This is a genomic window from Paenibacillus hebaui, from assembly GCF_051934385.1.
Lineage (GTDB): Bacteria > Bacillota > Bacilli > Paenibacillales > Paenibacillaceae > Paenibacillus.
Genome location: NZ_CP196836.1, coordinates 4,389,788 through 4,416,081, shown reverse-complemented (window position 1 = coordinate 4,416,081; position 26,294 = coordinate 4,389,788). Strand labels below are relative to the sequence as shown.

Annotated in this window: 29 protein-coding genes; all 29 read left to right on the top strand. The window is 47.4% G+C overall.

Going from position 1 to position 26,294, the window contains the following annotated elements:
• The first annotated feature begins 11 nt into the window (after window positions 1–11).
• The 29 genes from ACR32F_RS19475 (at window position 12) to ACR32F_RS19335 (ending at window position 26,214) form a co-directional block, all read left to right on the top strand.
• A complete protein-coding gene (locus ACR32F_RS19475) occupies window positions 12–740 on the top strand; it encodes a demethylmenaquinone methyltransferase (protein ID WP_440109836.1) in 729 nt (242 codons plus the stop codon).
• Window positions 733–1,599, top strand: coding sequence for a UbiA-like polyprenyltransferase (locus tag ACR32F_RS19470; RefSeq protein WP_440109834.1), 867 nt, complete (start codon window positions 733–735; stop codon window positions 1,597–1,599). Before ACR32F_RS19475 ends, ACR32F_RS19470 begins: the two co-directional genes overlap by 8 nt.
• 2 nt (window positions 1,600–1,601) lie before the next feature.
• The gene (locus ACR32F_RS19465) at window positions 1,602–2,225 is read left to right on the top strand and encodes a UbiX family flavin prenyltransferase (protein WP_440109832.1); all 624 of its coding nucleotides are present in this window, start codon (window positions 1,602–1,604) and stop codon (window positions 2,223–2,225) included.
• 330 nt (window positions 2,226–2,555) lie between these two features.
• Window positions 2,556–3,530 carry a polyprenyl synthetase family protein gene (locus ACR32F_RS19460; protein WP_440109830.1) on the top strand — a complete coding sequence of 325 codons (975 nt, stop codon included), beginning with the start codon at window positions 2,556–2,558 and terminating at the stop codon, window positions 3,528–3,530.
• A 190-nt stretch (window positions 3,531–3,720) separates the two neighbouring features.
• On the top strand, window positions 3,721–4,164 hold the full coding sequence (ndk, locus tag ACR32F_RS19455) for a nucleoside-diphosphate kinase (protein ID WP_440109828.1): 444 nt from the start codon (window positions 3,721–3,723) through the stop codon (window positions 4,162–4,164).
• A 24-nt stretch (window positions 4,165–4,188) separates the two neighbouring features.
• Complete coding sequence (locus ACR32F_RS19450) at window positions 4,189–4,983, top strand: CheR family methyltransferase (protein ID WP_440109826.1); 795 nt, start codon at window positions 4,189–4,191, stop codon at window positions 4,981–4,983.
• A gap of 246 nt (window positions 4,984–5,229) precedes the next feature.
• Window positions 5,230–6,399, top strand: a complete 1,170-nt coding sequence (gene aroC / locus ACR32F_RS19445; protein WP_440119957.1) for a chorismate synthase — start codon at window positions 5,230–5,232, stop codon at window positions 6,397–6,399.
• 1 nt (window position 6,400) lies between these two features.
• A complete protein-coding gene (aroB, locus tag ACR32F_RS19440; protein WP_440109824.1) occupies window positions 6,401–7,495 on the top strand; it encodes a 3-dehydroquinate synthase in 1,095 nt (364 codons plus the stop codon).
• A gap of 5 nt (window positions 7,496–7,500) precedes the next feature.
• Window positions 7,501–7,878, top strand: a complete 378-nt coding sequence (gene aroH / locus ACR32F_RS19435) for a chorismate mutase (RefSeq protein ID WP_440109822.1) — start codon at window positions 7,501–7,503, stop codon at window positions 7,876–7,878.
• 496 nt (window positions 7,879–8,374) lie between these two features.
• Window positions 8,375–9,943, top strand: a complete 1,569-nt coding sequence (gene trpE, locus ACR32F_RS19430; RefSeq protein WP_440109820.1) for an anthranilate synthase component I — start codon at window positions 8,375–8,377, stop codon at window positions 9,941–9,943.
• Between the two features lie 51 nt (window positions 9,944–9,994).
• Complete coding sequence (gene trpD / locus ACR32F_RS19425) at window positions 9,995–11,053, top strand: anthranilate phosphoribosyltransferase (RefSeq protein ID WP_440119955.1); 1,059 nt, start codon at window positions 9,995–9,997, stop codon at window positions 11,051–11,053.
• Window positions 11,043–11,834, top strand: a complete 792-nt coding sequence (trpC, locus tag ACR32F_RS19420) for an indole-3-glycerol phosphate synthase TrpC (protein WP_440109818.1) — start codon at window positions 11,043–11,045, stop codon at window positions 11,832–11,834. The genes trpD and trpC overlap by 11 nt, the downstream gene beginning before the upstream one ends.
• On the top strand, window positions 11,831–12,568 hold the full coding sequence (locus ACR32F_RS19415) for a phosphoribosylanthranilate isomerase (protein ID WP_440109816.1): 738 nt from the start codon (window positions 11,831–11,833) through the stop codon (window positions 12,566–12,568). The genes trpC and ACR32F_RS19415 overlap by 4 nt, the downstream gene beginning before the upstream one ends.
• Window positions 12,565–13,764 (top strand): tryptophan synthase subunit beta, encoded by a 1,200-nt coding sequence (gene trpB, locus ACR32F_RS19410; protein WP_440109814.1) that lies wholly within the window; start codon window positions 12,565–12,567, stop codon window positions 13,762–13,764. Before ACR32F_RS19415 ends, trpB begins: the two co-directional genes overlap by 4 nt.
• Complete coding sequence (gene trpA, locus ACR32F_RS19405) at window positions 13,761–14,567, top strand: tryptophan synthase subunit alpha (RefSeq protein ID WP_440109812.1); 807 nt, start codon at window positions 13,761–13,763, stop codon at window positions 14,565–14,567. The genes trpB and trpA overlap by 4 nt, the downstream gene beginning before the upstream one ends.
• A gap of 74 nt (window positions 14,568–14,641) precedes the next feature.
• The gene (gene hisC, locus ACR32F_RS19400) at window positions 14,642–15,742 is read left to right on the top strand and encodes a histidinol-phosphate transaminase (protein WP_440109810.1); all 1,101 of its coding nucleotides are present in this window, start codon (window positions 14,642–14,644) and stop codon (window positions 15,740–15,742) included.
• Window positions 15,743–15,769: 27 nt separating this feature from the next.
• Window positions 15,770–16,864 carry a prephenate dehydrogenase gene (locus ACR32F_RS19395; RefSeq protein ID WP_440109808.1) on the top strand — a complete coding sequence of 365 codons (1,095 nt, stop codon included), beginning with the start codon at window positions 15,770–15,772 and terminating at the stop codon, window positions 16,862–16,864.
• Window positions 16,865–17,628: 764 nt separating this feature from the next.
• Window positions 17,629–18,222 (top strand): RNA polymerase sigma factor, encoded by a 594-nt coding sequence (locus ACR32F_RS19390; protein WP_440109806.1) that lies wholly within the window; start codon window positions 17,629–17,631, stop codon window positions 18,220–18,222.
• Window positions 18,219–18,854 carry an anti-sigma factor family protein gene (locus tag ACR32F_RS19385; protein WP_440109804.1) on the top strand — a complete coding sequence of 212 codons (636 nt, stop codon included), beginning with the start codon at window positions 18,219–18,221 and terminating at the stop codon, window positions 18,852–18,854. Before ACR32F_RS19390 ends, ACR32F_RS19385 begins: the two co-directional genes overlap by 4 nt.
• Before the next feature lie 40 nt (window positions 18,855–18,894).
• The gene (locus ACR32F_RS19380; RefSeq protein ID WP_440109802.1) at window positions 18,895–19,494 is read left to right on the top strand and encodes a histidine phosphatase family protein; all 600 of its coding nucleotides are present in this window, start codon (window positions 18,895–18,897) and stop codon (window positions 19,492–19,494) included.
• 237 nt (window positions 19,495–19,731) lie between these two features.
• On the top strand, window positions 19,732–20,850 hold the full coding sequence (locus ACR32F_RS19375) for a hypothetical protein (protein ID WP_440109800.1): 1,119 nt from the start codon (window positions 19,732–19,734) through the stop codon (window positions 20,848–20,850).
• 44 nt (window positions 20,851–20,894) lie between these two features.
• Complete coding sequence (locus ACR32F_RS19370) at window positions 20,895–21,401, top strand: gamma carbonic anhydrase family protein (protein ID WP_440109798.1); 507 nt, start codon at window positions 20,895–20,897, stop codon at window positions 21,399–21,401.
• A gap of 23 nt (window positions 21,402–21,424) precedes the next feature.
• Window positions 21,425–21,604: an IDEAL domain-containing protein gene (locus tag ACR32F_RS19365; protein ID WP_440109796.1), complete on the top strand. Its 180-nt coding sequence runs from the start codon at window positions 21,425–21,427 to the stop codon at window positions 21,602–21,604.
• A gap of 218 nt (window positions 21,605–21,822) precedes the next feature.
• Window positions 21,823–22,245 (top strand): DUF2487 family protein, encoded by a 423-nt coding sequence (locus ACR32F_RS19360; RefSeq protein WP_440109794.1) that lies wholly within the window; start codon window positions 21,823–21,825, stop codon window positions 22,243–22,245.
• Between the two features lie 193 nt (window positions 22,246–22,438).
• On the top strand, window positions 22,439–22,981 hold the full coding sequence (locus ACR32F_RS19355) for a ubiquinol-cytochrome c reductase iron-sulfur subunit (protein WP_440109792.1): 543 nt from the start codon (window positions 22,439–22,441) through the stop codon (window positions 22,979–22,981).
• Between the two features lie 15 nt (window positions 22,982–22,996).
• Window positions 22,997–23,668: a menaquinol-cytochrome c reductase cytochrome b subunit gene (gene qcrB, locus ACR32F_RS19350; protein WP_105409065.1), complete on the top strand. Its 672-nt coding sequence runs from the start codon at window positions 22,997–22,999 to the stop codon at window positions 23,666–23,668.
• A gap of 21 nt (window positions 23,669–23,689) precedes the next feature.
• Window positions 23,690–24,571, top strand: coding sequence for a c-type cytochrome (locus ACR32F_RS19345; protein ID WP_440109790.1), 882 nt, complete (start codon window positions 23,690–23,692; stop codon window positions 24,569–24,571).
• An 80-nt stretch (window positions 24,572–24,651) separates the two neighbouring features.
• A complete protein-coding gene (locus ACR32F_RS19340) occupies window positions 24,652–25,278 on the top strand; it encodes a DUF1405 domain-containing protein (protein ID WP_440109788.1) in 627 nt (208 codons plus the stop codon).
• A gap of 66 nt (window positions 25,279–25,344) precedes the next feature.
• Entirely contained in the window at window positions 25,345–26,214 is an 870-nt protein-coding gene (locus ACR32F_RS19335) for a sporulation protein YpjB (protein WP_440109786.1), read from the top strand.
• Window positions 26,215–26,294 lie beyond the last annotated feature (80 nt).

The window sequence follows — 26,294 nt, the reverse complement described above, 5'->3', positions numbered from 1 at the left end:
GAGACAGACGAATGGGGAGCGGAGAGACCAAACCGAAAGAAGAATTTGTCCATTCGGTTTTTCAGAGTATAGCCGGAAAATATGACGTCATGAATGATATTCTGAGTTTCCGCAGGCACAAGGCTTGGCGCAAATTCACCATGAAGAAGATGGATATGTCCAAAGGCGATACCGGACTCGATTTGTGCTGTGGCACTTGCGACTGGACACTCGCTATGGCAGAGGCAAGTGAAACGGGTCACATGCATGGGCTTGATTTTAGCAATAATATGCTGGAGGTTGGACAGAACAAGGTTAATGCTGTAAACCGGCAGAAACAGATTACGTTGGTACAAGGCAACGCGATGTCACTTCCCTTTGAAGACAATTCATTCGATTATGTTACCATTGGGTTCGGGTTGCGCAATGTACCTGATTTAAGACAGGTGTTGTCAGAAATGAAGCGTGTGGTGAAACCGGGCGGTATGGTAGTTTGTCTGGAATTGTCCAAGCCTACCTGGCAGCCGTTTAAAGGCATTTATTATTTTTATTTTGAACAAGTCTTGCCGAAGCTTGCCAAACTGTTTGCCAAACGTTATGAGCAGTATAAATGGCTGCCTGACTCATTGGCACTCTTTCCGGGAAGGAAGGAACTGGCCGATATTTTCGCAGAAACCGGATTGCAGCAAGTGCAGGCCTACCCTCTGACCGGAGGCGTTGCAGCACTGCATATTGGAACCAAGGAGAATCAGCATGTTTAGGAAAATTCGCATCTTTTTAGAAATGATCAAGATTGAACATACGCTTTTTGCGTTACCTTTTGCATTTATGGGGGCTATTCTCGGTTCCATGGTGGTGAATGATACTTTCCCAACCTGGATGCAGATTGTATGGGTATTATTGGCCATGATTGGTGCGCGCAGTGCGGCCTTCGGCTTGAATCGTATGATTGACCAGGCGATCGATCGGGATAATCCACGTACCGCGATGAGAGCGATCCCGGCTGGATTGTTGAAAAATGGTGAGGTTGTTATCTTTATCATATTGTCATTTATACTCTTGTTCTGGGCCTCATCGAACCTTAATGTGTTATCCATGCAGCTGTTGCCAATAGCTGTATTTATGCTGGTATTATATTCGTATACCAAACGATTCACATGGCTGTGCCACATTGTTCTCGGCATGACCATCGGTCTCGCTCCACTTGGGGGCTGGGTTGCTGTTACGGGGACTATGGATTGGACAGCCATTGTGTTGTACATTACGATTGTATTCTGGACAGCGGGTTTCGATATCATCTATGCCTGTCAGGATCTGGAATTCGATCAGGGAGCGGGACTTCATTCGATACCATCCCGTTTCGGTCTTATTAAGTCATTGCAAATCGCCAAGTTTTTCCATGTCATTACTGCAATAGGATTTCTTGCACTGTTATTGATGACGGATCTGAGTTGGTGGTATGGTGCTGGTATGTTGATCACATATGGCATTCTTTTCTATGAGCACTATATCGTATCTCCGAATGACATGAGCCGTGTACAAACGGCGTTCTTTACAATGAATAGTGTACTCAGCCTGGTTGTATTTACGTTTACTCTGATTGACTTGGCGGTGAAGTAAAGATGTTGCAGCCGGACAATAAACGACTTGTTGTCGGAATTACCGGAGCGAGTGGCAGTATCTATGGCATCCGATTGATTGAAACGCTGCTTGATCTGGAGTATACCGTTCATTTGGTAATATCCAATGCTGGCTGGCGTGTATTAAAAGAAGAAATGGACTGGGATGTGACCAATCGAGACCGCATGCTTGAAGTGAAATTCGGCAACCGTGGGGGCTCCTTGATTTATCATCCTGTTAGTGATATTGGTGCTTCAATCGCAAGTGGTTCTTTCTTGGCAGAAGGCATGATTATTATGCCATGCTCGATGGGAACTCTTTCATCCATCGCACAGGGGACGTCTGATAATCTGATGTCCCGTGCTGCCGATGTCATGATGAAAGAGGGAAGAACACTGATACTGGTACCGCGTGAGACGCCGCTGCATGCAATCCATCTGGAGAACATGCTGAAGCTCTCTCGGCTTGGTGTCCGAATGATACCAGCCATGCCTGCTTTTTATTACAAACCCCAGACGATGGATGAGTTGATTCTGTTTCTGGTGGGAAAAGTGCTGGATAGTCTGCGCATCCCACATCAACTCTTCACCAGATGGGGAGAACCGGACAACGGGGATAAGGACTGAGTTTCATACACACTTGCTATGGTCACGAAATGTGTAGGTCGCTCGGTCGCCCCCGAATCCCGGGGTATTGGTGAGCGCTGATGGTGACAGTATGAATGAACCATAGCCTTGACCCATGCTCCGGCAACTTCTGTACTATGTTTCAGAACAAGTCGCAGAGTTTAATTCCCGGATGTCGGCCATGACATTCGAAAAAGGTTAGTGCGTTATAGAAGATTACAAGCAGGAACGGCAAGCCCTGGTTTTTCGTTATGCCTGTAGGCCCGACTTGCTGGAGGGGAAGGTAAGCATGGATTTATGGACTGACAATACGCTGACACGGGTGAACAAATGAAACTATTGGATATTTTCGGGTTGTTAAAAAAAGATATGGGTTACATTGAGAAAGAATTGTATCGCAGTGTTCAGGGAGAACAGAAGCTGCTCAGTGAAACATCGCTCCATCTGCTTAAGGCAGGGGGTAAGCGGTTGCGGCCCGTATTTGTATTGCTCGGTGGGAAATTTGGTACATATGACATCGAGCGACTGAAGTTGGTAGCAGTTCCGCTGGAGCTGATTCATTCGGCTTCTCTCGTTCATGACGATGTAATTGATAATGCCGAGACACGGCGGGGCAAACCAACGGTGAAGTCCAAATGGGATAACCGGATTGCCATGTATACCGGAGATTATATTTACGGCAAAGCACTTGAAATGACGGCGGGTCTGTCTGATCCAGCCATACACCGCATTCTTGCCAAAGCCATGGTGCAGATGTCCATTGGTGAAATGGAGCAAATTCGGGACTTTTTTAATACGGGACAAAGTGTTCGTAATTACTTGCTGCGAATCCGTCGCAAAACGGCACTTCTTATTGCGGTCAGCTGTCAGTTGGGGGCATTGGCTACTCGCGCGCCTGAACATGTATCCTCTTTGCTCTACAGCTATGGATACAACGTCGGCATGGCGTTCCAGATTCAGGATGATGTGTTAGATCTAGTGGGTACAGAGAAACAACTTGGCAAGCCCCCAGGCAGTGACATGAAGCAAGGAAACATTACGCTGCCTGTACTGTACGCACTACAGGAGTCTAATTTGCGTGAGCCTTTGCTAGAGGAGATTTCCCGTGTCCAGCATGAGGAAGGACGGGCAAGTGCATCGGATGCCATTGGAATGATTCGCCAAAGTCAAGGAATTGCTAAAGCCGAAGCCTTGGCTGACCGATATATGAAGAAAGCGCTCGATGCTCTAGATCAACTGCCTAACATCAGGACGACCAAAAACTTGCGGGATATCGCACATTTTGTGGTCAAACGCACTCATTAATATCGTTTGATTACTCCTCTGCTGGCGGGATAAATTATGCCTGATCCTGGTTTGCAAGCAGATGTCCTAACTCAAAAAAATAACGTGCGTGGATATTCCTCATTGGGAGGATTTGGACATGTATGTTACAATCAAAGGGATTGCGTTTACATAAAGAAATAACTTTGAACCGTGAGTGAGGAGTGAGCCGATGGATCGTACATTTTTGATGGTGAAGCCGGATGGTGTGCAGCGTGGTTTGATAGGGCGTATCGTTAGCCGTCTGGAAGACAAAGGGTTTAAGTTGGTGGCAGGCAAACTGGTGCAGATGTCAGAGGATCAGGCCAAGCGCCATTATGCTGAACATGAGGGAAAGCCTTTTTTCGATGATTTGGTTCGTTTTATCACATCTGGACCTGTATTTGCTATGGTCTGGGAAGGTGACGACATCGTGACACTTGCGCGCATCGTAATTGGCAAGACCAATGTGAAGGAAGCGGCTCCCGGTACAATTCGCGGAGATTTCGCCAGCCACACACCGCATAATCTGATTCATGGGGCAGATTCACCAGAAAGTGCCTCTCGTGAAGCAGCGAATTTCTTTGCTCCGGATGAACTGGTAACGTACGACAAGAGCATCGCAGCCTGGTTGTAATTTTTTAGCCAAAAGGGTGATACGATGCTGGAGCAGGAACAATTATTAGACCCGGATTACACGGGATTTATTCGTAAAATCAAAGAGAGCACAGGCATTGATCTTGCTCAATACAAGGAAGGCCAGATGAAAAGACGGCTGACCACACTTCGTAACAAAAACGGATTTCATACGTTTTCTAACTTTTTCGATGCTATGCAGAAGGATAAGTCATTGTTCTATGAGTTTCTGGATCGCATGACCATCAACGTCTCGGAATTTTGGCGTAACCCTAATCGCTGGGAAGTGCTTCGTGATGAAATTCTGCCTGAGCTATTAGGTTCGAAGCGTGGTGTTAAAGTGTGGAGTGCGGCTTGTTCCACAGGCGAAGAACCATATACTTTGGCGATGATTCTGGATACGATGGGTATTCTCAAGGGTAGCTCCATCACAGCAAGCGACCTGGATGAAGGTGCTCTCGCCAAGGCGAAGGAAGGGCGTTATATGGAACGCTCGCTCAAAGATGTGCCGAAAGAAACAGCGAGTCGTTATTTCAAGCAGGATGGCTTGGTGTACCGGATTGATGAGCAATTGAAAAGTTCGATCAAGTTCATGAAGCAAAATCTGCTGTTGGATCGATTTGACGATGGGTATGATCTGATTGTATGCCGGAATGTCATGATCTATTTTACCGAGGAAGCCAAAAACCTGTTGTACCACAAGTTTGCGACAAGTTTGCGTCCAGGCGGTATTTTGTTCGTGGGCAGTACGGAACAGATCTTCTCTCCGGGACAATATGGTCTGGAGACAGCGGAGACATTCTTTTATCGCAAAAAATAACCTCAATTGATTTCGTAACCGTCTGGAGTGCACATATACATGTGTCCAGGCGGTTATTTGTATAACTGATGCGTTGGTGTCACCCACGCAAGTCATAATCTTAAACCTTCTCCATCCTGCCAAGTTCATCTTAGGAGAAGAAACGACCGGCTTTCTTGTCAAAGCCCGTCAGCTATACTATAATAAGCAAAGAAATTATGGGATTTTAGCAATGTGAAGTTTAACAGTTTAAAGGGGGAACGTATGATGAGTTTACGCTTTTTAACCGCAGGGGAGACACACGGACCCCAATTAACCGCAATTATTGAAGGTTTGCCTAGTAATCTGAATATTGACTTTGAAGAGCTGAATTTCCAGCTTCACCGCCGCCAGAAAGGGTATGGCCGTGGTCGCCGGATGCAAATCGAGAAAGATCAGGCCAATTTTGTTGGTGGTATCCGTCACGGATATACAACCGGTGCTCCTGTAGCATTGGTTGTTCAAAATAATGACTGGAAACACTGGCAGAATATTATGAATATTGAGCCGATTGAAGGCAGTGATGAAGAAAAACGCCGTGTTCATCGCCCGCGTCCGGGACATGCCGATCTGAATGGTGGACTGAAATATAACTTGAAAGACTTGCGTAACGTATTGGAGCGTTCCAGTGCCCGCGAGACAACCGTTCGTGTAGCTTGTGGCGCCATTGCACGTCAGTTCCTGGCTGAATTCGGGATTAAAGTAGCAGGACGTGTACTGCGTATCGGCGAGATTGAAGCACCTTATCAGGATCTGCCGATCGATGAACTAATCGAAGTAACCGAAGCTTCCTCTGTGCGTGTAACCGATGCGGAGACAGAGAAGAAGATGGAGGCTTACATCGACCAAATCAAGCAAGAAGGCGATTCTATTGGCGGAATTGTGGAATGTATCGTTGAAGGTGTTCCTATCGGACTTGGAAGTCACGTACAGTATGATCGCAAACTGGATGCACGCATCGCTCAGGGAGTAATGTCTATTAACGCATTCAAGGGTGTGGAAATTGGTATCGGGTTCGAGGCTGGAACGATTCGTGGTTCTCAGGTACATGATGAGATCATGCATAGTGAAGAGCGCGGTTACCACCGGGCTACCAATCGTCTTGGCGGGTTTGAGGGCGGGATGACAAATGGCATGCCGGTTGTTGTACGTGGAGTTATGAAGCCTATTCCGACTTTGTACAAACCGCTGCAAAGTGTGGATATCGATACAAAAGAAGCATTCACAGCTCAGGTTGAGCGTTCAGACGCCTGTGCCGTTCCGGCAGCTAGTGTCGTTATGGAGCATGTGGTGGCCTGGGAGATTGCGAAAGCTTTCCTGGAGAAATTCGGCGGAGACTCCATGGAGGAAATCCGCGCGAACGTTGCCAACTATAATAATCAACTGGAGAACTACTAAGATGCGCCAGCTGACAGTGCAGTTGGAGGAGCGTTCTTATCCAATCCTGATTGGCAGCGGCTTGTTGGCTCAAGCACCTCAATTTTTTGAGCAATATGGCTTAACCAAAAAAAGTCCGTTACTCATTATTACCGATGAGAATGTGGCACCCAAATACCTGTCAGACCTTGAGCAGACGCTGCGTACGGCTGGTTTTACAGTCGTATCCGCAGTTGTTCCAGCTGGTGAAACATCGAAATCACTTTCCGTGTATCAGGATATGATGACTGTCGCCATTGAAGGCAAACTGGATCGCAGTTCGGCTATTGTCGCCTTAGGCGGCGGTGTGGTGGGTGATCTGGCTGGTTTTGTCGCTGCTACATATATGCGTGGAATCAAGTTTGTCCAAGTGCCTACGACGATCCTGGCGCATGACAGCAGTGTTGGCGGCAAGGTAGCTGTCAATCATCCGCTGGCTAAAAACATGATTGGGGCGTTCCACCAGCCGGAGCTGGTGCTCTACGATGTCGATACTCTTCAATCCCTGCCACCACGTGATGTCTCGGCTGGGTTGTCAGAGATGCTAAAGCATGGGCTAATCCGGGATGAAGCTTTTGCACAATGGTGTGAAGAGCACGCAGAAGAACTGCTTGCACTTGATCCCGAGGCACTGGGGTATGGTCTGGAACGAGGATGTGGCATCAAGGCAGACATTGTATCCAGAGACGAACGTGAAAATGGAGAGCGAGCGCTGTTGAACCTGGGTCATACCATAGGTCATGCCATTGAAGCAATTGCGGGTTACGGTGAATTCCTGCATGGTGAAGCCATCTCGATTGGAATGGCAGGATCGGCATTGCTTGGGGAGAAGTTGGGAGCGCCAGCAGGGCTTTATGAGGATACGGTTCGTATGCTGCGTTCACTTCGCCTTCCGGTAACGATGCCGAAACATCTGGATACAGATGCCTTAATGGATGCGATGATGCATGACAAAAAGTTTCGTGAGGGCCACATGGTCTTCATCATTCCTGACCGGATTGGGACTGCCAGAATTGTGAAGGATGTACCTGTATCCACAGTTCGGGACGTCATTGAATTGCTTAAGAAGGGAGATTAAAAGCAATGGTTACAAGGGGAATCCGCGGGGCGACAACCGTCACGCATAACAACGAAGAACAGATTTTGAAGGAAACGGCTGTATTGTTGCAGGAGATCGTTGATCGCAATGAGATCAAACCGGAAGATATCTGCAGTGTATGGATTACGATGACTGGAGATCTGGATGCAGCTTTTCCAGCGAAGGCTATTCGCCAGTTGGACGGCTGGGAGCTTGTACCCTTGATGTGTGCGCTGGAAGTCCCGGTTAAGGGAGCTTTGCCACAATGCATTCGTTTCATGGTACATGTGAACACAACGAAGGGTCAAAATGAAATGAACCATGTGTACCTCAATGGAGCACAGGCTTTGCGTCCAGATTTGGCAGCACCTACAGGCTCTTAAGTACGTGGGTTGTCAAACCGTTCGGAATGATGTATAGTGAGAACCAGTTGAGTAGAGTATGAGATTGAGCTGAGAGCAGCTGAGATGAGTGGAGTATATAGCAGAGTCCAGCGGGTGGTAGCCGGAGCAACAGAAGCCGGTCAACTGATTCGCGGTACGTCGTGCTACGGAATTTGAAACAGGAGTAGGAAGAGAACGTGTCTAACGACATCGTTTTGTTTTGGTATAACACGATTAATAACTACCATGTATTCCAGGATAGAATGGATTAGATGGAGGCCATTAGTGTTTGCCGCTACAATTCCTTTGTATTGATACATGTGATGTATCTATACAGCAACCTGTGTGATGATTCGGTAATGGATGTATAGGGACTTGTTATTTATGAAAACACGAACCTGTTGACAACAGCTTATAACCAACCTCTACCTGATGGTAGAGGTTTTTTGTTGTACATATTGCTTTTCTTCTACCTAATCTGAAAGGACGTGACCTGATGATAACGCCAAACGTTAATCAAGTACTGAAAATGTCGAATGAATATAATCTGATTCCGGTAGTCAAACGGATTCTGGCTGATATGGAGACCCCCATTCGGATTTTCCGCCGTTATGCTGACAACGACCGGGCATTTCTGCTGGAAAGTGTGGAGGGTGGTATTCAATGGGCAAGATATTCCTTCATTGGTACGGATCCCTTCCTGATGATTTCGGCCAAAAAAGGCCGGATTGTGGTTGAAGAAGCAGGGCAGATCCGGGAACTGCCTGGTAAACCAATTGAAGAACTTAAAGCGTTGCTACGCAAGTATCGTAGTCCTAAAGATGATGAACTGCCGCCATTTACAGGTGGAGCTATTGGTTTCTTTGGATACGATCTGCTGCAGTATTATGAGAAACTTCCGGCCCACGCGCTGGATGATCTGAATATGGATGATATTCGCTTCATGTTCTGTGACCAGATTATCGTGTTTGACCATGTGAAGCAGCAGATGCTGCTCGTAGGTAATGTACACGTAAAAGACGGTGCTACAGATGAGGAGATTCGGGCGGCATACGAACTGACTTCAGAGAAGCTGGAACAGGCAGCTGAGCGCTTGCAACAGCAAGGACCGGGGGAGAACATGAATCCACGCTCCATTCCAGGAGACGTTGAACTGGGGGATATTCGTTCCAACCTCACGAAGGAGCAATTTATCGGTAATGTGCAGCAAGCCAAGGATTACATCAGCGCTGGTGATATTTTTCAAGTGGTATTATCCCAGCGTTTCCATATCGACACGGAAGTTTCTCCGCTTCACGTGTATCGTGTGCTTCGGACTCTGAATCCATCCCCTTACATGTATTATCTGAAAATGGACGATGAGATTATTGTGGGAACTTCACCAGAAGCGCTGGTTAAAGTGGACGGGAATCGTGTAGAGACACGGCCCATTGCCGGTACTCGGCCAAGAGGAGCTACGGAAGCGGAAGACCGTGCACTCGCCGCGGATCTGTTACAGGATGAGAAGGAGCGTGCAGAGCATCTGATGCTTGTGGATCTGGGCCGTAATGATCTGGGTCGGGTGTCCAACTTCGGTAGTGTGAAATGTGACATGTTCATGGAGATTGAACGTTATTCCCACGTCATGCACATGGTGTCCAATGTTAAGGGTGAGCTTAGAGAAGATAAGGATTTCTTCGATGCATTTCTCTCTTGTCTACCTGCGGGAACGGTATCCGGTGCACCGAAGCTGCGTGCGATGGAGATCATCGCGGAACTTGAGAAAGAGGCGCGCGGTGCATATGCAGGAGCAATCGGGTATCTTGGTTTCTCGGGCAACATGGATTCCTGTATTACGATCCGCACGATAATTTTCAAAAAAGGAAAAGCATATGTACAGGCTGGAGCCGGAATTGTATGGGATTCAGTGCCTGAGAATGAATATGAAGAAACGGTTAATAAAGCCAAAGCGCTACTCAAAGCTATTCGCACAGCAGAAGCGATGTTTCCTGCCAAAGAAAAGGACAGCACGTTGAGACTGGCGAACGCAGATTATTTTGTTACCCCAGCCACTGCACAGAACTGAGAGAGGAGAGACCGGACAATGAATATGAACCCAGTGATGAATGAAGGCTCCATGCGGCTTGTATCTGAGGTTGCCCACACGGAAGGAATGAAGAATGGCCTTGCCAAAATTTTGGAGGGCAATCATTTGGAACAATCGGAAGCGCGTGATGTGATGTACTCGATTATGAGAGGTGAGGCAACTCCCGCTCAAATCGGAGGTTTGCTTATGGCTTTGCGAATGAAGGGAGAAACGGTGGATGAAATCACCGGATTTGCCGAAGCGATGCGTGGACAGGGCGGACGAATTCTCACCGATGGCAGCGGCTTGCTGGATACCTGTGGAACAGGGGGTTCAGGGATTCATAAGTTCAACATATCAACAGCATCCGCTATTATTGCATCAGCGGTTTCTGTTCGGGTAGCGAAACATGGCAATCGTTCGGCATCAGGCAAAGCAGGGAGTGCGGATGTCCTTGAAGCCCTTGGCGTGAATATTCATCTGAACGGAGAACAGGCGAGGCAATGTCTCGATGAGATCGGAATCTGTTTCTGTTTTGCTCAGGTGTACCATCCGTCTATGAAACATGCAGCTGCCCCAAGAAAAGAGCTCGGTGTACGCACGATCTTTAATATGCTTGGACCTCTAACCAACCCTGCCGGAGCGGATCGTCAACTGCTTGGTTTATATGACCGGAGCCGGACGCCAATGATTGCTGAAGTGCTGAATCGTCTGGGATTGAAAAGAGCGTTGGTTGTAGCCAGTCATGATGGTTTGGATGAAATAAGTATCTCTGCACCTACTCAAGTATCCGAACTGCGTAATGGTGAAGTGCATACGTATGACATTGATCCACGTGATATGGGATTATCGTTGCACCCGCTGGAGTCGGTTCTTGGAGGAGATGCAACCCAGAATGCCGAAATTATTAAAAGGATCTTCCAGGGAGAACATAGCGCATATCGTGACGTCGTTCTGTTGAACGCGGGAGCTTGCATCTATGTATCGGGTCTTGCGGGTACCATTGCGGAAGGTGTATCTATGGCAGCAGAGGCTGTAGATTCAGGCAAGGCTGCTGCAAAACTGGAACAGTTAATTCATACATCGGAGGCGTATAGTCATGTATCTTGATCGAATCGTTGCAACCAAACATAAAGAAGTTGAAGTTCTGGCACAAACATTTCGCATGAATGAGGCTTTGAAAAAAATAGAGGGATTACCCGAAACGCGGGGATTTGAACGGGCTTTATCAAAGGCGCGCAACCGGAAGCTGGGTCTTATTGCGGAAGTGAAGAAAGCTTCTCCGTCCAAAGGTCTGATTCGTCCGGATTTTCATCCGGTAGAGATTGCTTCCGCTTATGAACGCGCAGGAGCAGATTGCATCTCCGTATTGACTGATGTTTCGTATTTCCAGGGTAGTGGGGAGTATTTGCAGGCCATTCATCAGGCTGTATCAATTCCGCTGCTGCGCAAGGATTTTATCATAGATGAACGTCAGATTGCTGAGGCGAGATTGTTGGGTGCAGATGCCATTTTACTGATTGCGAGTATTCTGACACCGGAACAGATTCGTCAATATTTGGAGTTTGCGAAAAGCTTGGGCCTCGATGCCTTGATTGAAGTCCACGATCGGACAGAGCTGGAGCAAGTTCTGGATATTCCACAGGCAACGCTTGTGGGCATCAACAACCGCAATCTGAAAACGTTCGAGACCAGTCTGAACACTACGCTGGATCTGATGGAACTGATTCCAGATGGCGTAACTTTGATTAGTGAAAGTGGAATTGACGGTCCGGAGCGACTGGAATCACTCATAGAGGCTGGTGTACACGGTATCCTTGTTGGAGAGCATCTGATGCGCAAGGATGATGTAGAAGCGGCTGTATACGAGCTGATGGGACCAAAAGCATGAAAGCATTCACGGATGACGGCTTAAACGGCAGAGATCCAGATCTGCGCAACCAGCCGGCGGTGGCTGTAAAAATATGTGGACTTCAGGACGTTGAAGTGCTAAAATCGATGATAAACTTGCCTGTGGATTACGTTGGTGTTGTCTTTGCCAAATCCCGTCGCCGCATTGAACCGGAACAGGCTGCCAAGTTAAGAACGGTCCTGCTGGACTGGACAACGTTTGAACGGCCAAAGCTGGCGGGAGTATTTGTGAACCCCACAATCGAAGAGCTGGAACGTGTCTTGGATGTGGCGGATCTGGATGTCATTCAGCTGCATGGACAGGAGTCTCCGGAATTTTGTCTGCAGGTCAAGCAGCGCTGGAGCACCGAAGTATTTAAGGCCTTTTCTTTTCCCAAGGGTGAGGAAGGTTCAGCGGCTGACGCTGCTGCTATGACAGCACTTGATCCCTATCAAGAAGTCGTGGATGCTATATTACTTGATACTTATGATCCCCTGTACGGTGGGGGTTCCGGGGAAACTTTTGCCTGGGGACGTATTCCTGCATATGCCGAATGGGCCAAAAAACATGAGATTGCGTTGTTTGTGGCAGGAGGGTTACAGCCGGATAATGTGCAACAACTCATACAGACATATGCACCGGACGGCGTCGATGTATCTAGCGGCGTAGAGTCCGAAGGTGTGAAGGATATTGCAAAAATAACAGCATTTGTAGAAAGGGTGAAGCAGGCATGACACATCAATTGCCGGATCAACACGGGCGTTTCGGTCCCTTCGGAGGCCGCTTTGTACCCGAAACACTAATGAACGCACTCATCGAACTGGAAGAAGCGTACAGCCACTTCTCCGAAGACGAAGAATTCAACAAGGAATTGAACTATCTGCTGAGTGAGTACTCTGGACGGGAAACGCCTCTTTATCATGCAGAGCAATTGTCCCGCCGTTTGGGTGGACCGAAAATTTATCTGAAACGTGAGGACCTGAACCATACGGGTGCTCACAAGATTAATAACGCCATTGGACAGGGATTGCTGGCCAAACGGATGGGCAAAAAGAAAGTCATTGCTGAAACAGGTGCGGGACAGCATGGCGTTGCAACGGCAACCGTTGCCGCATTGCTGGGTCTCGAATGTAAAGTGTTCATGGGAGAAGAAGATACGCAGCGTCAACAATTGAATGTATTTCGAATGAAGTTGCTTGGCGCAGAAGTAATTCCGGTGACGTCAGGAACGCGGACGCTGAAGGATGCCGGTAACGAGGCACTTCGCTACTGGGTTAGCAATGTGGAAGATACTTTTTATGTGCTTGGATCGGTTGTCGGTCCTCATCCATATCCGATGATGGTCCGTAACTTTCAGCGTGTTATTGGTGATGAGACACGGCGCCAGATTCAGGAGATTGAAGGACGTTTGCCGGATGTCATTGTAGCGGCTGTAGGCGGTGGAAGCAACGCAATCGGCATGTTTTATCCCTTCATTGGAGATCAGGATGTGAAGCTGGTCGGGGTTGAAGCTGCTGGTAAAGGGGTCGACACGGAGTTCCACGCAGCTACGATGAGCAAAGGAACTCATGGTGTATTCCAGGGGTCCATGAGTTATTTGTTGCAGGATGAATATGGACAGGTTCAGCCTGCCCACTCCATCTCGGCGGGGCTTGATTATCCGGGGGTTGGTCCTGAGCATTCATATCTCAAAGATATCGAACGCGCAAAATATGTGCCGATTACGGATCAGGAAGCGCTGGATGCGCTGCAATTGCTCTGCCGAACAGAAGGTATCATTCCTGCTCTGGAGTCAGCACATGCTGTCGCACAGGTCGTCAAGCTCGCGCCTGAACTCAGCGCTGAGGACATCGTTGTAATCTGTCTGTCCGGTCGTGGTGACAAGGACGTAGAATCGATTATGAAATATACGGGAGGGGACTTGGCATGAATCTGATGGACCAGACCTTCCAGCAATTGAGGGAACAGAAACGAACAGCACTTATTCCATTCCTCACCGTTGGAGATCCAGATGTGGATACAACGGTGGAAATTATCAAAGTACTTGAGGAAGCAGGGGCAGACATTCTGGAGTTGGGTGTTCCCTATTCCGATCCACTCGCGGATGGACCCGTGATTCAACGTGCTTCCGAACGTGCATTGAAAAGCCGGATTACGATTCGGACTTGCATGGAAACAGCTGCAAGAGCACGCGAAGCGGGGGTAAAAATGCCTTTTGTGCTATTTACCTACTACAATCCGGTGTTACAAACAGGGCTGGACGTATTCTTTGACGAGTTGGTCAAACATGGGATTAGCGGCATGATTATTCCGGATCTTCCTATTGAAGAGGCAGAGGATATGCGTCGCCGTGCAGATGCTGCAGGTGTCCATCTGGTTCCGCTTGTTGCCCCTACATCCAACGCACGAATCGAGCGTATCGTCACAGGTGCCCGTGGTTTTATTTATTGTGTCTCATCTCTGGGTGTGACGGGCGAGAGAGCTTCCTTTTTTGATGGAGTAGAAAGCTTCATTGAGACGGTGAAGAGTCTGACAGATCTCCCGGTAGCGGTAGGTTTCGGTATATCCAGCCACGAGCAGGTTGCCCATTTCTCTCGTATCTGTGACGGGGTAGTCGTGGGTAGCGCCATCGTACGTCAAGTGGAAGAAGCCATTCCACTGCTTGGAAATCCCGATACACGCGAGGCGGGGCTGTTGCAAATTCGTAACTTTGTGGCACAATTAAAAGGATAGGGATTTAACGATGTTAAATCCTCTGGACATGCTTAAGCATGTCACCACTACTTAAATTACAGGAGGCGGTTGGGTTGAAACCGAAGTCCCAGATTGTCAATCTGCCTGTGTACCAGCCGGGCAAACCGATTGAAGAAGTGAAACGTGAACTGGGTTTGGAGCAAGTGATTAAGCTGGCTTCCAACGAAAATCCATATGGCAGTTCCCCTGCCGCACTGGAAGCAATCACGAGAGAATTGGTCAATATAAGCACATATCCGGATGGCAGCTCGTCTGAGCTGGCTGGGGTGCTGGCTAAGCATCTTGGTGTAGAACGGAACAATCTTATTTTTGGCTGTGGATCTGACGAGATCATTGCTCTGATAACTCGTGCGTTCTTCCTTCCGGGAGACGAGAACATTATGGCTGATCAGACGTTCTCGGTATACAAAAGCAACGCTGAGATTGAAGGTGCGGTGAGCATTGAAGTACCGCTCAAGGATGGAACACATGATCTGAACTCTATGCTGGCGCAAATCAATGACAAGACAAAAGCGGTCTGGGTATGTAATCCGAATAACCCTACAGGAACGATTATTTCCGAACAGGAATTAACCGCGTTTATGGACCGTGTGCCATCCCATGTTATGGTTGTACTGGACGAAGCCTATTATGAATTCGTAACGGACGAGGCTTATCCTCAGAGCTTGCCTATGCTGGATCGTTATCCTAATCTGGTTATTCTGCGGACATTCTCCAAAATTTACGGTTTGGCTTCGTTGCGTATCGGATACGGAATTGCACGCCCGGAAGTAATTGATCTGATCAACCGTGTGCGTGAGCCATTTAACACTTCACGTTTCGGTCAGGCTGCGGCAACGGCTGCACTTGCGGATCAGGCTTTTGTACAAGAGTGCTCGGAACGGAATGCGAAAGAGCGCGATTATTTGCAAAATGAATTTGCACGGCTAGGACTGCCCTATTTCCCTTCGCAGGGGAACTTCATCATGGTTGATCTGGATATGCCTTCTGCAACGGCGTTCGAATCGCTGTTGAAACAAGGCCTTATTGTTCGTCCGGGCTTCCATGTATACCCAACATACATTCGTGTGTCCGTGGGAACATCAGAACAGAACCGTGTATTTGTCACGGCGCTGGAGAACACGCTGGCTGAGAAGGCGGTAGCACGCCCTTAATACTGGCGACGAAAAGAGTGAGGACCCATGAAATTAAAAATTGCAATGATCGGTGTCGGGCTCATCGGCGGTTCACTCGCGCTTTGCTTCAAAGGCAAGCCGGGTGTGACGGTGATGGGCTATGCCCATCTCCCTGAACTGAAGGATAAATACATAGCGAGTGGTGTAGTGGATGATGCTACGCTCTCCCTGGACGAAGCGGTACAGGATGCCGACTTTATTTTTTTGTGCGTGCCTGTAGGTCTGTTGGAATCGTATTTTGAGCAATTGGCCAAGCTTCCCTTGAAACAAGGATGTATTATCACGGACGTTGGCAGCACCAAGGCCTCCATCGCAGCTTGTGCAGAGCATATACGTATGGCTAATGCCTTCTTCATCGGTGGTCATCCCATGGCAGGATCAGAGCGGGCAGGTGTAGATGCGGCTTCGGCAGTGTTATTTGAGAATGCCTACTATGTCTTAACTCCTTCAGAACATGTACCGGAGGAGGCTTACGACAGATTATCTGCGCTACTCGCATATACGAGGGCGCAGATTGTTCGTGTGGAACCACTTCTGCATGATGATATCGTGGGGGCTATAAGTCATCTGCCACATGTCATTGCAGTTGCGTTAGTGAATCAGGTACGTGAGTATAATGAATCGAATCCATTGTATAAAATGCTGGCTGCAGGCGGATTCCGCGATATTACCCGGATTGCCTCCAGTGACGCCATTGTATGGAGAGACATTCTGCTCAGTAACCGTGAGGTGCTGTTAGGTTTGCTTAAGGACTGGAACAGCCAGATGACGGCATTTACCGAGATGCTTGAGCAGCAGAATGGTGACGGTATCGAGGATGCATTCCGTCAGGCACGCGAGTTCCGTAGCATATTGCCTGAACGACGGAAGGGCATGATCTCGCCGCTCTTCGATCTGTATACAGATGTACAGGATGCGCCAGGGATGATTGGCAAGATTGCGACTGAACTGGGGACGAATGACATCAACCTGAGCAATATGGAGATTATCGAGAACCGGGTGGATGTGCCGGGTATTATGCGTTTGTCGTTCCGTCAGGAAGAAGACATGGAACGGGCAAAAACATTACTGGATTCCCTGGGATATCAAGTATGGGTTTGATTTTTGAAAGAGGGCGAATGCCCTCTTTTTTTTGTATCGAGGATGAATTGTTACTGTACGTAACCTAAAAAAGGACAAAAAAAAGACCGCTTACATAAGCGGCCATTGCTCACGTGGAGCAATACAGTTATTGGATAGGAGTGGAGAGAAACCATACTGTTCCTTTATTATATGTATACGTTTTCATTTTGTCAACACTTTAAGTAAAATTATTTGATTTAATTATAACTTTCGTAAATTCAGGAAATATAATCCTCTATCCATGAGAACAGTAAACTCCTTAGGAAGCTCAAGTCAGATGGAACAATGAACAGTCAGCAAGATTTTCTTGAGTACAAAAATGGGTTAATGAATTATATCCATTCACATGTTATCTATAATGAAATCCATCCATTAATTTAAAATAATTTTCAGTCACGCAAACTTTTTGGGGAGTTCGTTCGTCCAATACAAGAGTAACTTAACCAAATGGCTCAAATTGAAGTCATGTACGCGAAAAAGACCGCATATGAATGACAGGTCGGGGTTCTGTGGTAGCAATGGATTTGCCAGGATGATGCAGACCGTTGTACAATAAATACTGTTAATGTAGAAACGTTGGGGAAATTGCCATTACATAGGGGAATTTGGCGGGAAGGCCAGTTATGGCGCTGAACGCTGTTTTATGCGGTGAGAACCGCAACTTTTTTGTGCCTGTTCGGTAATACATGGATAGAGTCGAACGGGGAGAAGCACATGGATGGGCGAGGAGGGGTCGCACTCAAATGACGGATTCCCAGTTGATTCGTGAGATCAAGGAAGGTAACCTGGAGTTATATTCCGAGCTGATGAGTCGTTATCAGCGTAAAATACTGGCTTTTGTATATCATATGTTGAAAAGTTCCAATATGGAGCTGCTTGCGGAAGATCTCTGTTCTGAGACTTTCTATAAGGCGTACCGCAGTCTGCACTCATTCCGCGAGGTGGATGCCTCATTCTCGACCTGGTTGTATACCATTGCGAGAAATACGGTACTGAGTGAGCTTCGCAAACAGCGTAGCGGGAATATTCCACTTGAAGAGAGCGGTTTTGTACCCGTTGCTCCGTCCGAGAATGCGCCAGAGTATGCTGCATTGCGCAGTGAGCGGGTGATGCTGGTTAGGGATGCGATTAACAATTTACCGGAGAAGCAGCGTTCTGCCATTATACTCCGTGAGTATGATCAACTAGACTATCAAGAGATTGCAAATATCCTTGGGCAGAGCGTCAGTTCTGTGAAATCGTTATTATTCAGAGCAAGATCAAGCGTAAAAACTCAATTGGAACCTTATTTCTTCGAACCGGTGTACGAGCCATATGAAGGGATGAAGAACCGATGAACTGCAATGAAGCCCAGGAACTGTTTGCAATGATCTGGGACTTGCCGGAAGCTCATCCTCAGCGGATTGCATTTCATGCTCATCTCGCTGGTTGTGAAGAATGCGCGCAGCAATTTGAGGTCTGGGAAGAAGCTCAAATTTTGCTGCACAGCATACCGGTCCCTGTGACAGAACAACAAGCAGAGAAAGTAAACCGTAATGTTATGGACCGGATCTATGCGGAGTCTCCATGGCTATTGCCGGAAGAGGCAAAGGTTAACCGTTTCTCGGCTGCGATCCGCAAGCATATGTCTTTGTGGATTGCTGCGTTCCTGGCAATTTTCTTATGCAGCTTTTTGTACATGGCGATGTTTAAACCCGACGTGTCAGAAGCGGAGCAGACCCGCGTGGTCTCCACGGGTATTTTGGAGACAGGTGTTGCAGGGAGTGATCCTGCTTCCTCCGGGGTGTATCAGTACAACATGCAGGGAGCGGACAGAGGGAGTATCATAGAGCCGTTTGTTGTGAGCATGGGACCTACGTATCCTCAGTACTGGATGGGGTTGTCATTACTCGCCATTGGTATGGCTTTGTTCTCTCTTGGACGTATGCATCGTACAACGAACAAACGCAAACAAGGTGCGCGTGCTTAAGTAAAGCTGTCGTTCATCGTGTAGAGAAATGAGGGATCAGATGCGGATTGGACTTATTCGTCACGGTCTAACAGACTGGAATGCGGCTGGACGCATTCAGGGGCAGACCGATATTCCTCTGAATGTGGAAGGTCGTGAGCAAGCAGAGCGTCTGGGAAGACGTCTGCTGGCCGAAGAGTATCGCTGGGACCATATCATTACGAGCGGATTGTCCAGGGCGCAGGAGACAGGAGAGATCATCTCCGGGCTATTGAATGTTCCCCTGCTGAAGCCGGATGCACGCTTGAAGGAGCGAGCTTTTGGACAGATTGAAGGCATGACTTCAGAAGAACGTGTTGCCCGTTGGGGGACAGCATGGGAAACGCTTGATCTGGGACAGGAACAGATTGCTGACATACAGACAAGGGCTTTAAGCTTTCTCGAGGATTTATGGGCGGCATATCATGACAAAGATATACTGATTGTCTCTCACGGTGCATTTTTGGCCAATCTGCTGTCAGCGCTGTATCAAGACCGCTATACGGAACGAATTGGTAACCTGTCACTCACGATTCTGGAGAAGGAACGTGAGGATTGGAGTCCACTGCTTTACAACTGTACACGACATCTGTCATTGGATCTAGCGAAACAACCTGAGTAATTCGACTCAGGTTGTTTTTTTGCGTTTATAGTGTATGAACTGCTATTTTAGTTGATTTTGAACCTCTCATTCTTCTTCTGAGCAGGCCACTTCAGGCATAGTATGGTTAAAACATAAAAGATTTGTAAAAAACAGGTTTAGATCATGGGAATTCCGTCAACGATATTTACAAAACCAAACTACTCCAGGCCCCGAATCATCAGCCAAAAAGTAGTCAACGGGCGAGGTGATGGACCCATGAATCTAGCGGATATGCTTACTTTTGCCGATATTGGCCAGCTTAACCGAATAGCAGACTATTACCAATGCGATTGCAAGCCCAATTCCAAACATGAACTCATCCAGAGTATTCTCACTACATTGGGCAGCAGACCTTTTTTTGAGCAGCAGGTTCGAGAACTGAATCAGGTAGATCTTCGATTTTTGAACAACTTGCTGTTTGATGCCCGCCAATACTTCGGTATGGAGGAGCTCGTTGCCATTGCTCGTCAGTCGATGGACAAAAAGGATAGTGAGGCTGGAGCCAGTCCACGTGATCTCATCGTACGCTTTAACAAAAGCGGATGGTTGTTCAATGGCACGACACAAAACACGAGATATCTGTATCAGGTACCCCAGGATTTGAAAATGAGATTCCGGGATGTGTTATCTGCTCACCTGAAGGCAGGCATCGAACTGACAAGTGAACCACCGGTGTACAGGGATGAATACCATTTACTCGCAGATGATCTCAAGCTCTTTCTGCAGTTTGTGCAGCAACATGAAATTGCTCTTAACGCAGAAGGCATGATGTACCGCCGCTCCCAACAGCAGATCATGGAGCATTTACACGTCAGTGAGGTACTGGTCGGGAAAGCAGGATGGCGATTCGGTTACGGACGTTCATTTAAGGATTATCCCGATCGTTTCGCCTTCATTTATGACTATGCTTTTCATCATCGGCTCGTTCGGGAAGAACAAGGTATTCTGAAGTTGACACTGTCTGGTGAAGAAAAGCTTGGCTTGGAGAAAACCGCTGAGATGATACAGTTATTTCGGTTTTGGTTAAGACTGTATAAAGGTGCTATTCCTAATCTGTCTTCCATCGTGTATTGGACGGGCGAATGTGCCGCAGGCTGGTCAACAGCAGAGTCCTTATTCCACCAGATAGGCCCGTTCATTCAGCCTTTCTACTACGATACGGCAGAGACGATTTATGACAACAGGGTAATCAAAATGATGCTGCATTTGGGCATGCTTCGCGTAGGTGAGCATACGGATGGACGAACAATACAGATGACGGCATGGGGTTCACGTCTTGCTTCATCCTGTCGCTCGCTCTCTGGGGATATTACACCGGTCATGTTTGACAACTGAAGGACAAGTTGCTAAAATCACTTCCAAATTAAGGAGTGAAACTAGTGATAATTCCATACAAAGGTTTACAGCCACAGCTACACACTTCTGTATATATGGCTGAAGGTGCCAAACTTATAGGTGATCTAAGAATGGGTGAAGAGTCTACCGTTTGGTTCAACGCTGTGCTGCGGGCCGATCTGGCCCCCATTAGAATAGGACGACGCTGTAACATACAGGATAATGCCGTTGGACATGTCAATACGGATCAACCTTTGATTTTGGAAGATGATGTATCTGTGGGACATTCTGCGATCATCCATGGTTGTCATATCGGAACAGGTTCGCTGATTGGTATGGGAGCTATCCTTCTCAATGGAGCCGAAATTGGTGAATATACGCTGATCGGGGCCGGTTCTGTTGTAACTGAAAATACTAAAATTCCGCCCTATACTCTTGCTTTGGGCACACCAGCCAAAGTGATACGTGAGTTGACTGATGCAGATCTTGAGCGGATGTCGAGAACTTCACTAGGTTATGTTGCCAGAGGAAAGGAATATAGGAGCTCTTAAATCCGTTTTGGAGGTGCATCCTATTGGATAAAATGAAAGTTACGTATGAAGTCATGTTGGGGCTGGCTGCTGAGATGGTGTGGGACGACGCGCTTCGTAAACAGCGCAGCGAGAAGCTATATAATGAAATCGATAAAGCGTTGGCTACCGGAGACGAAGTAGCTTTCCGGAGTCTGACGGATGAACTGAAGGCCATAAACTGATGAGCATATTAAAAATAAGCAAAGACATGATAGGAAATGCGTGGACACGCATTTCTTTTTTGTGTTCAGAACATTCTCCTAAGGAAAGCTAGCTACGATGGAATATAAAAAGCGAGGTTTATCTTCATTTATAATGCTAGTGAATCAAATATCTGGATTTATACCCTAAGCTCATATATAATATGGGAATAAAATGGATAGAGAGGGGAAATAGGGAATTGAAATTCAGTGAGATGACTCAAGACAGCTGGGCTGAACTGCAACTCTATCTGGATACATGCCTTATTCCGTATACGGGGCTTACAGGGGAACAGTCTCCGGTTGAAGCAACTGAAGCGTTGGAGCGGCTTAGAGATTTTTTGGATCTGGTAGAAATCCCTTTTAAAGGGCGTATGATGACGTACCCTGCATTCCATTATGCTTATCCAGAGATGTCAATGGCATTAAACACCTTATCCCAACAACTCAAATCTTCCGGTTTCAAATATGTGGTTATAATGTCAGCTGATAGTGTATTGGAAGAGACGAATATTCCCTTAGCAGATCTGATATTAAGTCGTTCTGTTTTGATACAAGAAGTAGGAGAAGAGGGGATTGCACGATGTGTCGGGGAAAAGATACGTGAATTATGGAAAAAATGATCTTTTAGCGACAAATGTGACAATTTACCAACAGTTTTTTAATAACGCTTACAATTGAACCTTAAAAATGTGTGACAAATTCTTGACGGTGTTCTAGGGCTACTATATGATTATGTATGTTCTAGTAAGTCGTGGAATTTCTGATAATGAAAACGATTGAGAGAGTTGGCTGAAAAAGGGGGTTGGAGACAGTATGAGCAGTGAGCATGACCAGCACGAAGCTTCGATGAAATTGCCAAGCCGCAAGGAGATGTCACGCAGGCAGTTTTTGACGTACACGCTTGGTGGAGCTACAGCCTATATGGCCGCCGGTGCAATCCTTCCCATGGTCCGTTTTGCGGTGGACCCGATTTTGCAGCACAAGGGAGAAGGCGCCTCTGTTAAAGTAGCTGAGATTAGCAAAATTACGAATGAACCTCAAGAATTTACCTTTGAACTGAAACAGCAAGACGGTTGGTATTTGAGCAATGCTTCGTTGGTGGCCTGGATCAGGAAAGATGAACAGGGTAAAATTTATGCGCTTTCACCCATTTGTAAACATTTAGGATGTACCGTGGGTTGGAATAGTGATAAACAGTATCCTGACGAGTACCATTGCCCTTGTCATGGCGCGCACTATAACAAAGAAGGCAAGAATCTTGCCGTAGCCCCGAAACCGCTAGATGAGTATGTAGTTAAGGAAGAGCAGGGTTGGGTTTATCTGGGCGACATTATTCCGAACACCCGAGTCAAATAGGAGGCGTGAACGCAGATGTTTAAAAATGTCTATGATTGGATTGACGAGCGTCTCGATATCACGCCAATCTGGAGGGACGTTGCGGATCATGAAGTTCCAGAGCACGTAAACCCGGCTCATCACTTTTCCGCATTCGTGTACTGCTTTGGGGGATTGACGTTCTTTATCACGGTTATTCAGATTTTGTCAGGAATGTTCCTGACGATGTATTATGTGCCTGATATTATTAATGCTTACGCCAGTGTTGAGTATTTGCAGACCAAAGTAGCCTTCGGCCAAATTGTTCGCGGGATGCACCATTGGGGAGCCAGTCTGGTTATCGTTATGATGTTCTTACATACGATGCGTGTGTTCTTTACCGGCTCTTACAAAGCACCGCGCGAGATGAACTGGGTTGTCGGCATGCTGATCTTTTTCGTCATGCTGGGCCTGGGGCTGACAGGGTATTTGCTGCCCTGGGATAACAAAGCCTACTTTGCAACCAAGGTTACCTTGGAGATTGCGAACACGGTTCCTTGGCTGGGGCCGATCATTAAGGAATTCCTGCAAGGCGGAACCATTGTGGGTGCACAGACATTAACTCGTTTCTTTGCCCTGCACGTCTTTTTCCTCCCTGCTGTGCTTCTGGTGCTTCTGGTCGGACACTTTATTATGATCCGCAAACAGGGCATTTCGGGACCACTATAATCTGAGAAGGGAGGAATCGAAATGGCTCACGGACCCAAGTCCGATGATCAAGAAAAGATTATCTTCGTCGGGGATTCACGCGTCCGTAAAGGGGCGGGGTTTATCACTCCACCAGACTACACGGCGTATCCCGGCAAATCAGAGGCCTTTATCCCCAACTTTTTGCTGAAGGAATGGATGGTTGGTGTCGTTGTATTGGTGGGTATTTTGGTATTAACGATTTCGGAACCTGCACCTCTGGGTTATCCGGCCAATCCTAGTGCATCGGTAATCCCGATGCCGGACTGGTATTTCCTTTTTCTGTACCAGTATCTGAAATACCCCTATGCATCAGGCGATTATGTCCTGCTGGGGGTACTGGGAGTCAGCGGAGTTGCCTTCGGCGCTTTGTTACTCGCACCGTTTCTGGATACAGGTAAAGAACGGCGCTTTTACAGACGTCCCATTGCATCATCGCTCATGATCCTGTCGATTATTTCCGTGTTCTATCTGACCAATGTTGCGTGGACACACTACGAGCATGAGTTGGAAGCAAACGGTCAGAAGCCGGAACATATTCAGCGTGAGGAAGAAGCGCTGGAGAAACATGAACAGGGGCTGCCTACCTCAAATGCGCCAGGTCAGCAACAAGAAGTGGCGATCGTGGACAAGGATGACCCGGCGATGGAAACGTTCAAAAAGGCTGGCTGTATTGGTTGTCATGCGGCCGATATGAAGGGAGCAGGTGGACCTTCACTTCGGGGTGTAGGTGACAAACACAGCCAGGAAGAAATCCTGACAATCATCAAAGAAGGATATAATACGATGCCACCTCAATACGACCAAGCTATTGCTCAAGGACTGACAGATGATGACATCAATCACCTGGCGGAATGGCTTGCGAAACAGAAGGCAGAACAGTAAAATCGAAATAACCAATGAAACCTGATCGTTTATGCGGTCAGGTTTTTTTGAAGTGTTTTTTAAAGGAAGGGGCAGCGAACGTGGCATTATCGTACTTCTGGAGCCGGGAATTTCTAACAAACCGTTATTTCCTGTGGCTTTTATTTTGGTGTAATGCACTAGGAACAGTATATGGATACATATGGTACGGGGGTCAATTGGAATATACGTTGGCACAGCAACCGTTATGGCAAATTGTGTTTGTGCCAGATAGTCCCACAGCGAGCTTGTTCTTCACGCTGTCTTTATTGTGGATTTTATATAAACCGAAATCCATGATTCTTAATCGGATCGGACACATCATTCAGGCTCTCGCTGTAGTCACTTCAGTGAAGTATGGCGTTTGGGCGGTATCCATTATTTTTGCAGGCTGGATGCAAGGAGGGTCGCAGGATTGGCAGGATTGGATGTTGATTGCATCACATAGTGCCATGGCTATTGAAGCGCTGCTGTATGTACGATTCTTCGGGTTCCGCTGGGGTGCATTGGTCATCGCTGGTTTGTGGACGTTGCTTAATGATACGGTGGATTATACGTACGACATTTTCCCTTGGCTGCCCGCATCATTGATGGAGCATCTGGATGGTGTCCGCAATTTCACTGTAGGACTGACGCTGGTGAGCATTCTGTGTGCTTGGCTTGCGCTGAGACAGGCGAGACGGACCTGATTTGATGCTCCAAGCTTGTTCTAAGGAACTGGACCCTGCCATACATTGATGGTGGGAGGGATGTCCATGAAGAGAACGTTCAGGATCAGAACGGGATTAGTGGTGGTGTCGTTCATGGCTCTACTGTTCTGGACGAACTTGTCATACCGTGTATCAGCGGAAAGTACAGGGGTGAATGGAGATACGGATCAGCAAGTCTCCGTCAAGAATTCAATCGATCAACTGAATGAGGAAGCCGCTTTGCTGTATCGACATGCTCTGGAGCATGATATTGAGGAAGTGAGAGGCAGCATTTTACGAATCAGTAAAGGTCTGGAGCATATATCCTTTGAGGGTCAAACGACAGTAGAAGGCATACATGCCCTATCCGAGACCATCGTTGAGGTGAAAGAAGCGGCCGTCAGGGTGAAAAATGATGATGCTTCTCTCCAGCAGGCCTCTGCCAAACTCCGGCTTGCAGCGGACAGTCTCGCCAATCCAGCCAAACCTTTATGGCTCCAGTATTATAAAATTGTGAAAAATGATCTGGATGCCCTGTCGACTGCGGCAGATCAGCAGCAAAGTGCGTCCATATTAGCGAACCGCTATGCCGTTCTGGAGGAGCATTATGAAACGATTCGTCCTGCAGCAATGATTCGTCGTGAACCTTACGAAATCGCCCAGCTGGACGCCTGGTTATCTCATACGAGAGGTCTGACTACATCGAAGCAGCCCGACATTGCACAATTGAAGAGTATGCTAACCCATGGGGAAGAATTGGTGAACCAGTTGTTTGGACGTGAAAAGGATGAGAGTGCCTTTGTGCCTTTTGTTCAAGGGCCGAATCGTAGAGCGGCAGGATTGTTCATCAGTTCCGTTATCGTAGCAGCGTTAAGTTATGCGGGATACCGTAAATATAGGGCGCAGCAGCAAGGGATTCTTCCGTTTCGGCGTTAATTCGAGTTTTCCATCACGATATGAAAAAAAGACCTCACTCTCCAGAAAAGGCCATCTCGTTGGCACTTCTCATGGAAGGG

Excerpts from the sequence above, each read along its gene's own strand:
- ACR32F_RS19475 (WP_440109836.1), top strand. The coding sequence starts at position 12 with ATGGGGAGCGGAGAGACCAAACCGAAAGAAGAATTTGTCCATTCGGTT.
- ACR32F_RS19470 (WP_440109834.1), top strand. The coding sequence starts at position 733 with ATGTTTAGGAAAATTCGCATCTTTTTAGAAATGATCAAGATTGAACAT.
- ACR32F_RS19465 (WP_440109832.1), top strand. The coding sequence starts at position 1,602 with ATGTTGCAGCCGGACAATAAACGACTTGTTGTCGGAATTACCGGAGCG.
- ACR32F_RS19460 (WP_440109830.1), top strand. The coding sequence starts at position 2,556 with ATGAAACTATTGGATATTTTCGGGTTGTTAAAAAAAGATATGGGTTAC.
- ndk (WP_440109828.1), top strand. The coding sequence starts at position 3,721 with ATGGATCGTACATTTTTGATGGTGAAGCCGGATGGTGTGCAGCGTGGT.
- ACR32F_RS19450 (WP_440109826.1), top strand. The coding sequence starts at position 4,189 with ATGCTGGAGCAGGAACAATTATTAGACCCGGATTACACGGGATTTATT.
- aroC (WP_440119957.1), top strand. The coding sequence starts at position 5,230 with ATGAGTTTACGCTTTTTAACCGCAGGGGAGACACACGGACCCCAATTA.
- aroB (WP_440109824.1), top strand. The coding sequence starts at position 6,401 with ATGCGCCAGCTGACAGTGCAGTTGGAGGAGCGTTCTTATCCAATCCTG.
- aroH (WP_440109822.1), top strand. The coding sequence starts at position 7,501 with ATGGTTACAAGGGGAATCCGCGGGGCGACAACCGTCACGCATAACAAC.
- trpE (WP_440109820.1), top strand. The coding sequence starts at position 8,375 with ATGATAACGCCAAACGTTAATCAAGTACTGAAAATGTCGAATGAATAT.
- trpD (WP_440119955.1), top strand. The coding sequence starts at position 9,995 with ATGCGGCTTGTATCTGAGGTTGCCCACACGGAAGGAATGAAGAATGGC.
- trpC (WP_440109818.1), top strand. The coding sequence starts at position 11,043 with ATGTATCTTGATCGAATCGTTGCAACCAAACATAAAGAAGTTGAAGTT.
- ACR32F_RS19415 (WP_440109816.1), top strand. The coding sequence starts at position 11,831 with ATGAAAGCATTCACGGATGACGGCTTAAACGGCAGAGATCCAGATCTG.
- trpB (WP_440109814.1), top strand. The coding sequence starts at position 12,565 with ATGACACATCAATTGCCGGATCAACACGGGCGTTTCGGTCCCTTCGGA.
- trpA (WP_440109812.1), top strand. The coding sequence starts at position 13,761 with ATGAATCTGATGGACCAGACCTTCCAGCAATTGAGGGAACAGAAACGA.
- ACR32F_RS19395 (WP_440109808.1), top strand. The coding sequence starts at position 15,770 with ATGAAATTAAAAATTGCAATGATCGGTGTCGGGCTCATCGGCGGTTCA.
- ACR32F_RS19390 (WP_440109806.1), top strand. The coding sequence starts at position 17,629 with ATGACGGATTCCCAGTTGATTCGTGAGATCAAGGAAGGTAACCTGGAG.
- ACR32F_RS19385 (WP_440109804.1), top strand. The coding sequence starts at position 18,219 with ATGAACTGCAATGAAGCCCAGGAACTGTTTGCAATGATCTGGGACTTG.
- ACR32F_RS19380 (WP_440109802.1), top strand. The coding sequence starts at position 18,895 with ATGCGGATTGGACTTATTCGTCACGGTCTAACAGACTGGAATGCGGCT.
- ACR32F_RS19375 (WP_440109800.1), top strand. The coding sequence starts at position 19,732 with ATGAATCTAGCGGATATGCTTACTTTTGCCGATATTGGCCAGCTTAAC.
- ACR32F_RS19355 (WP_440109792.1), top strand. The coding sequence starts at position 22,439 with ATGAGCAGTGAGCATGACCAGCACGAAGCTTCGATGAAATTGCCAAGC.
- qcrB (WP_105409065.1), top strand. The coding sequence starts at position 22,997 with ATGTTTAAAAATGTCTATGATTGGATTGACGAGCGTCTCGATATCACG.
- ACR32F_RS19345 (WP_440109790.1), top strand. The coding sequence starts at position 23,690 with ATGGCTCACGGACCCAAGTCCGATGATCAAGAAAAGATTATCTTCGTC.
- ACR32F_RS19335 (WP_440109786.1), top strand. The coding sequence starts at position 25,345 with ATGAAGAGAACGTTCAGGATCAGAACGGGATTAGTGGTGGTGTCGTTC.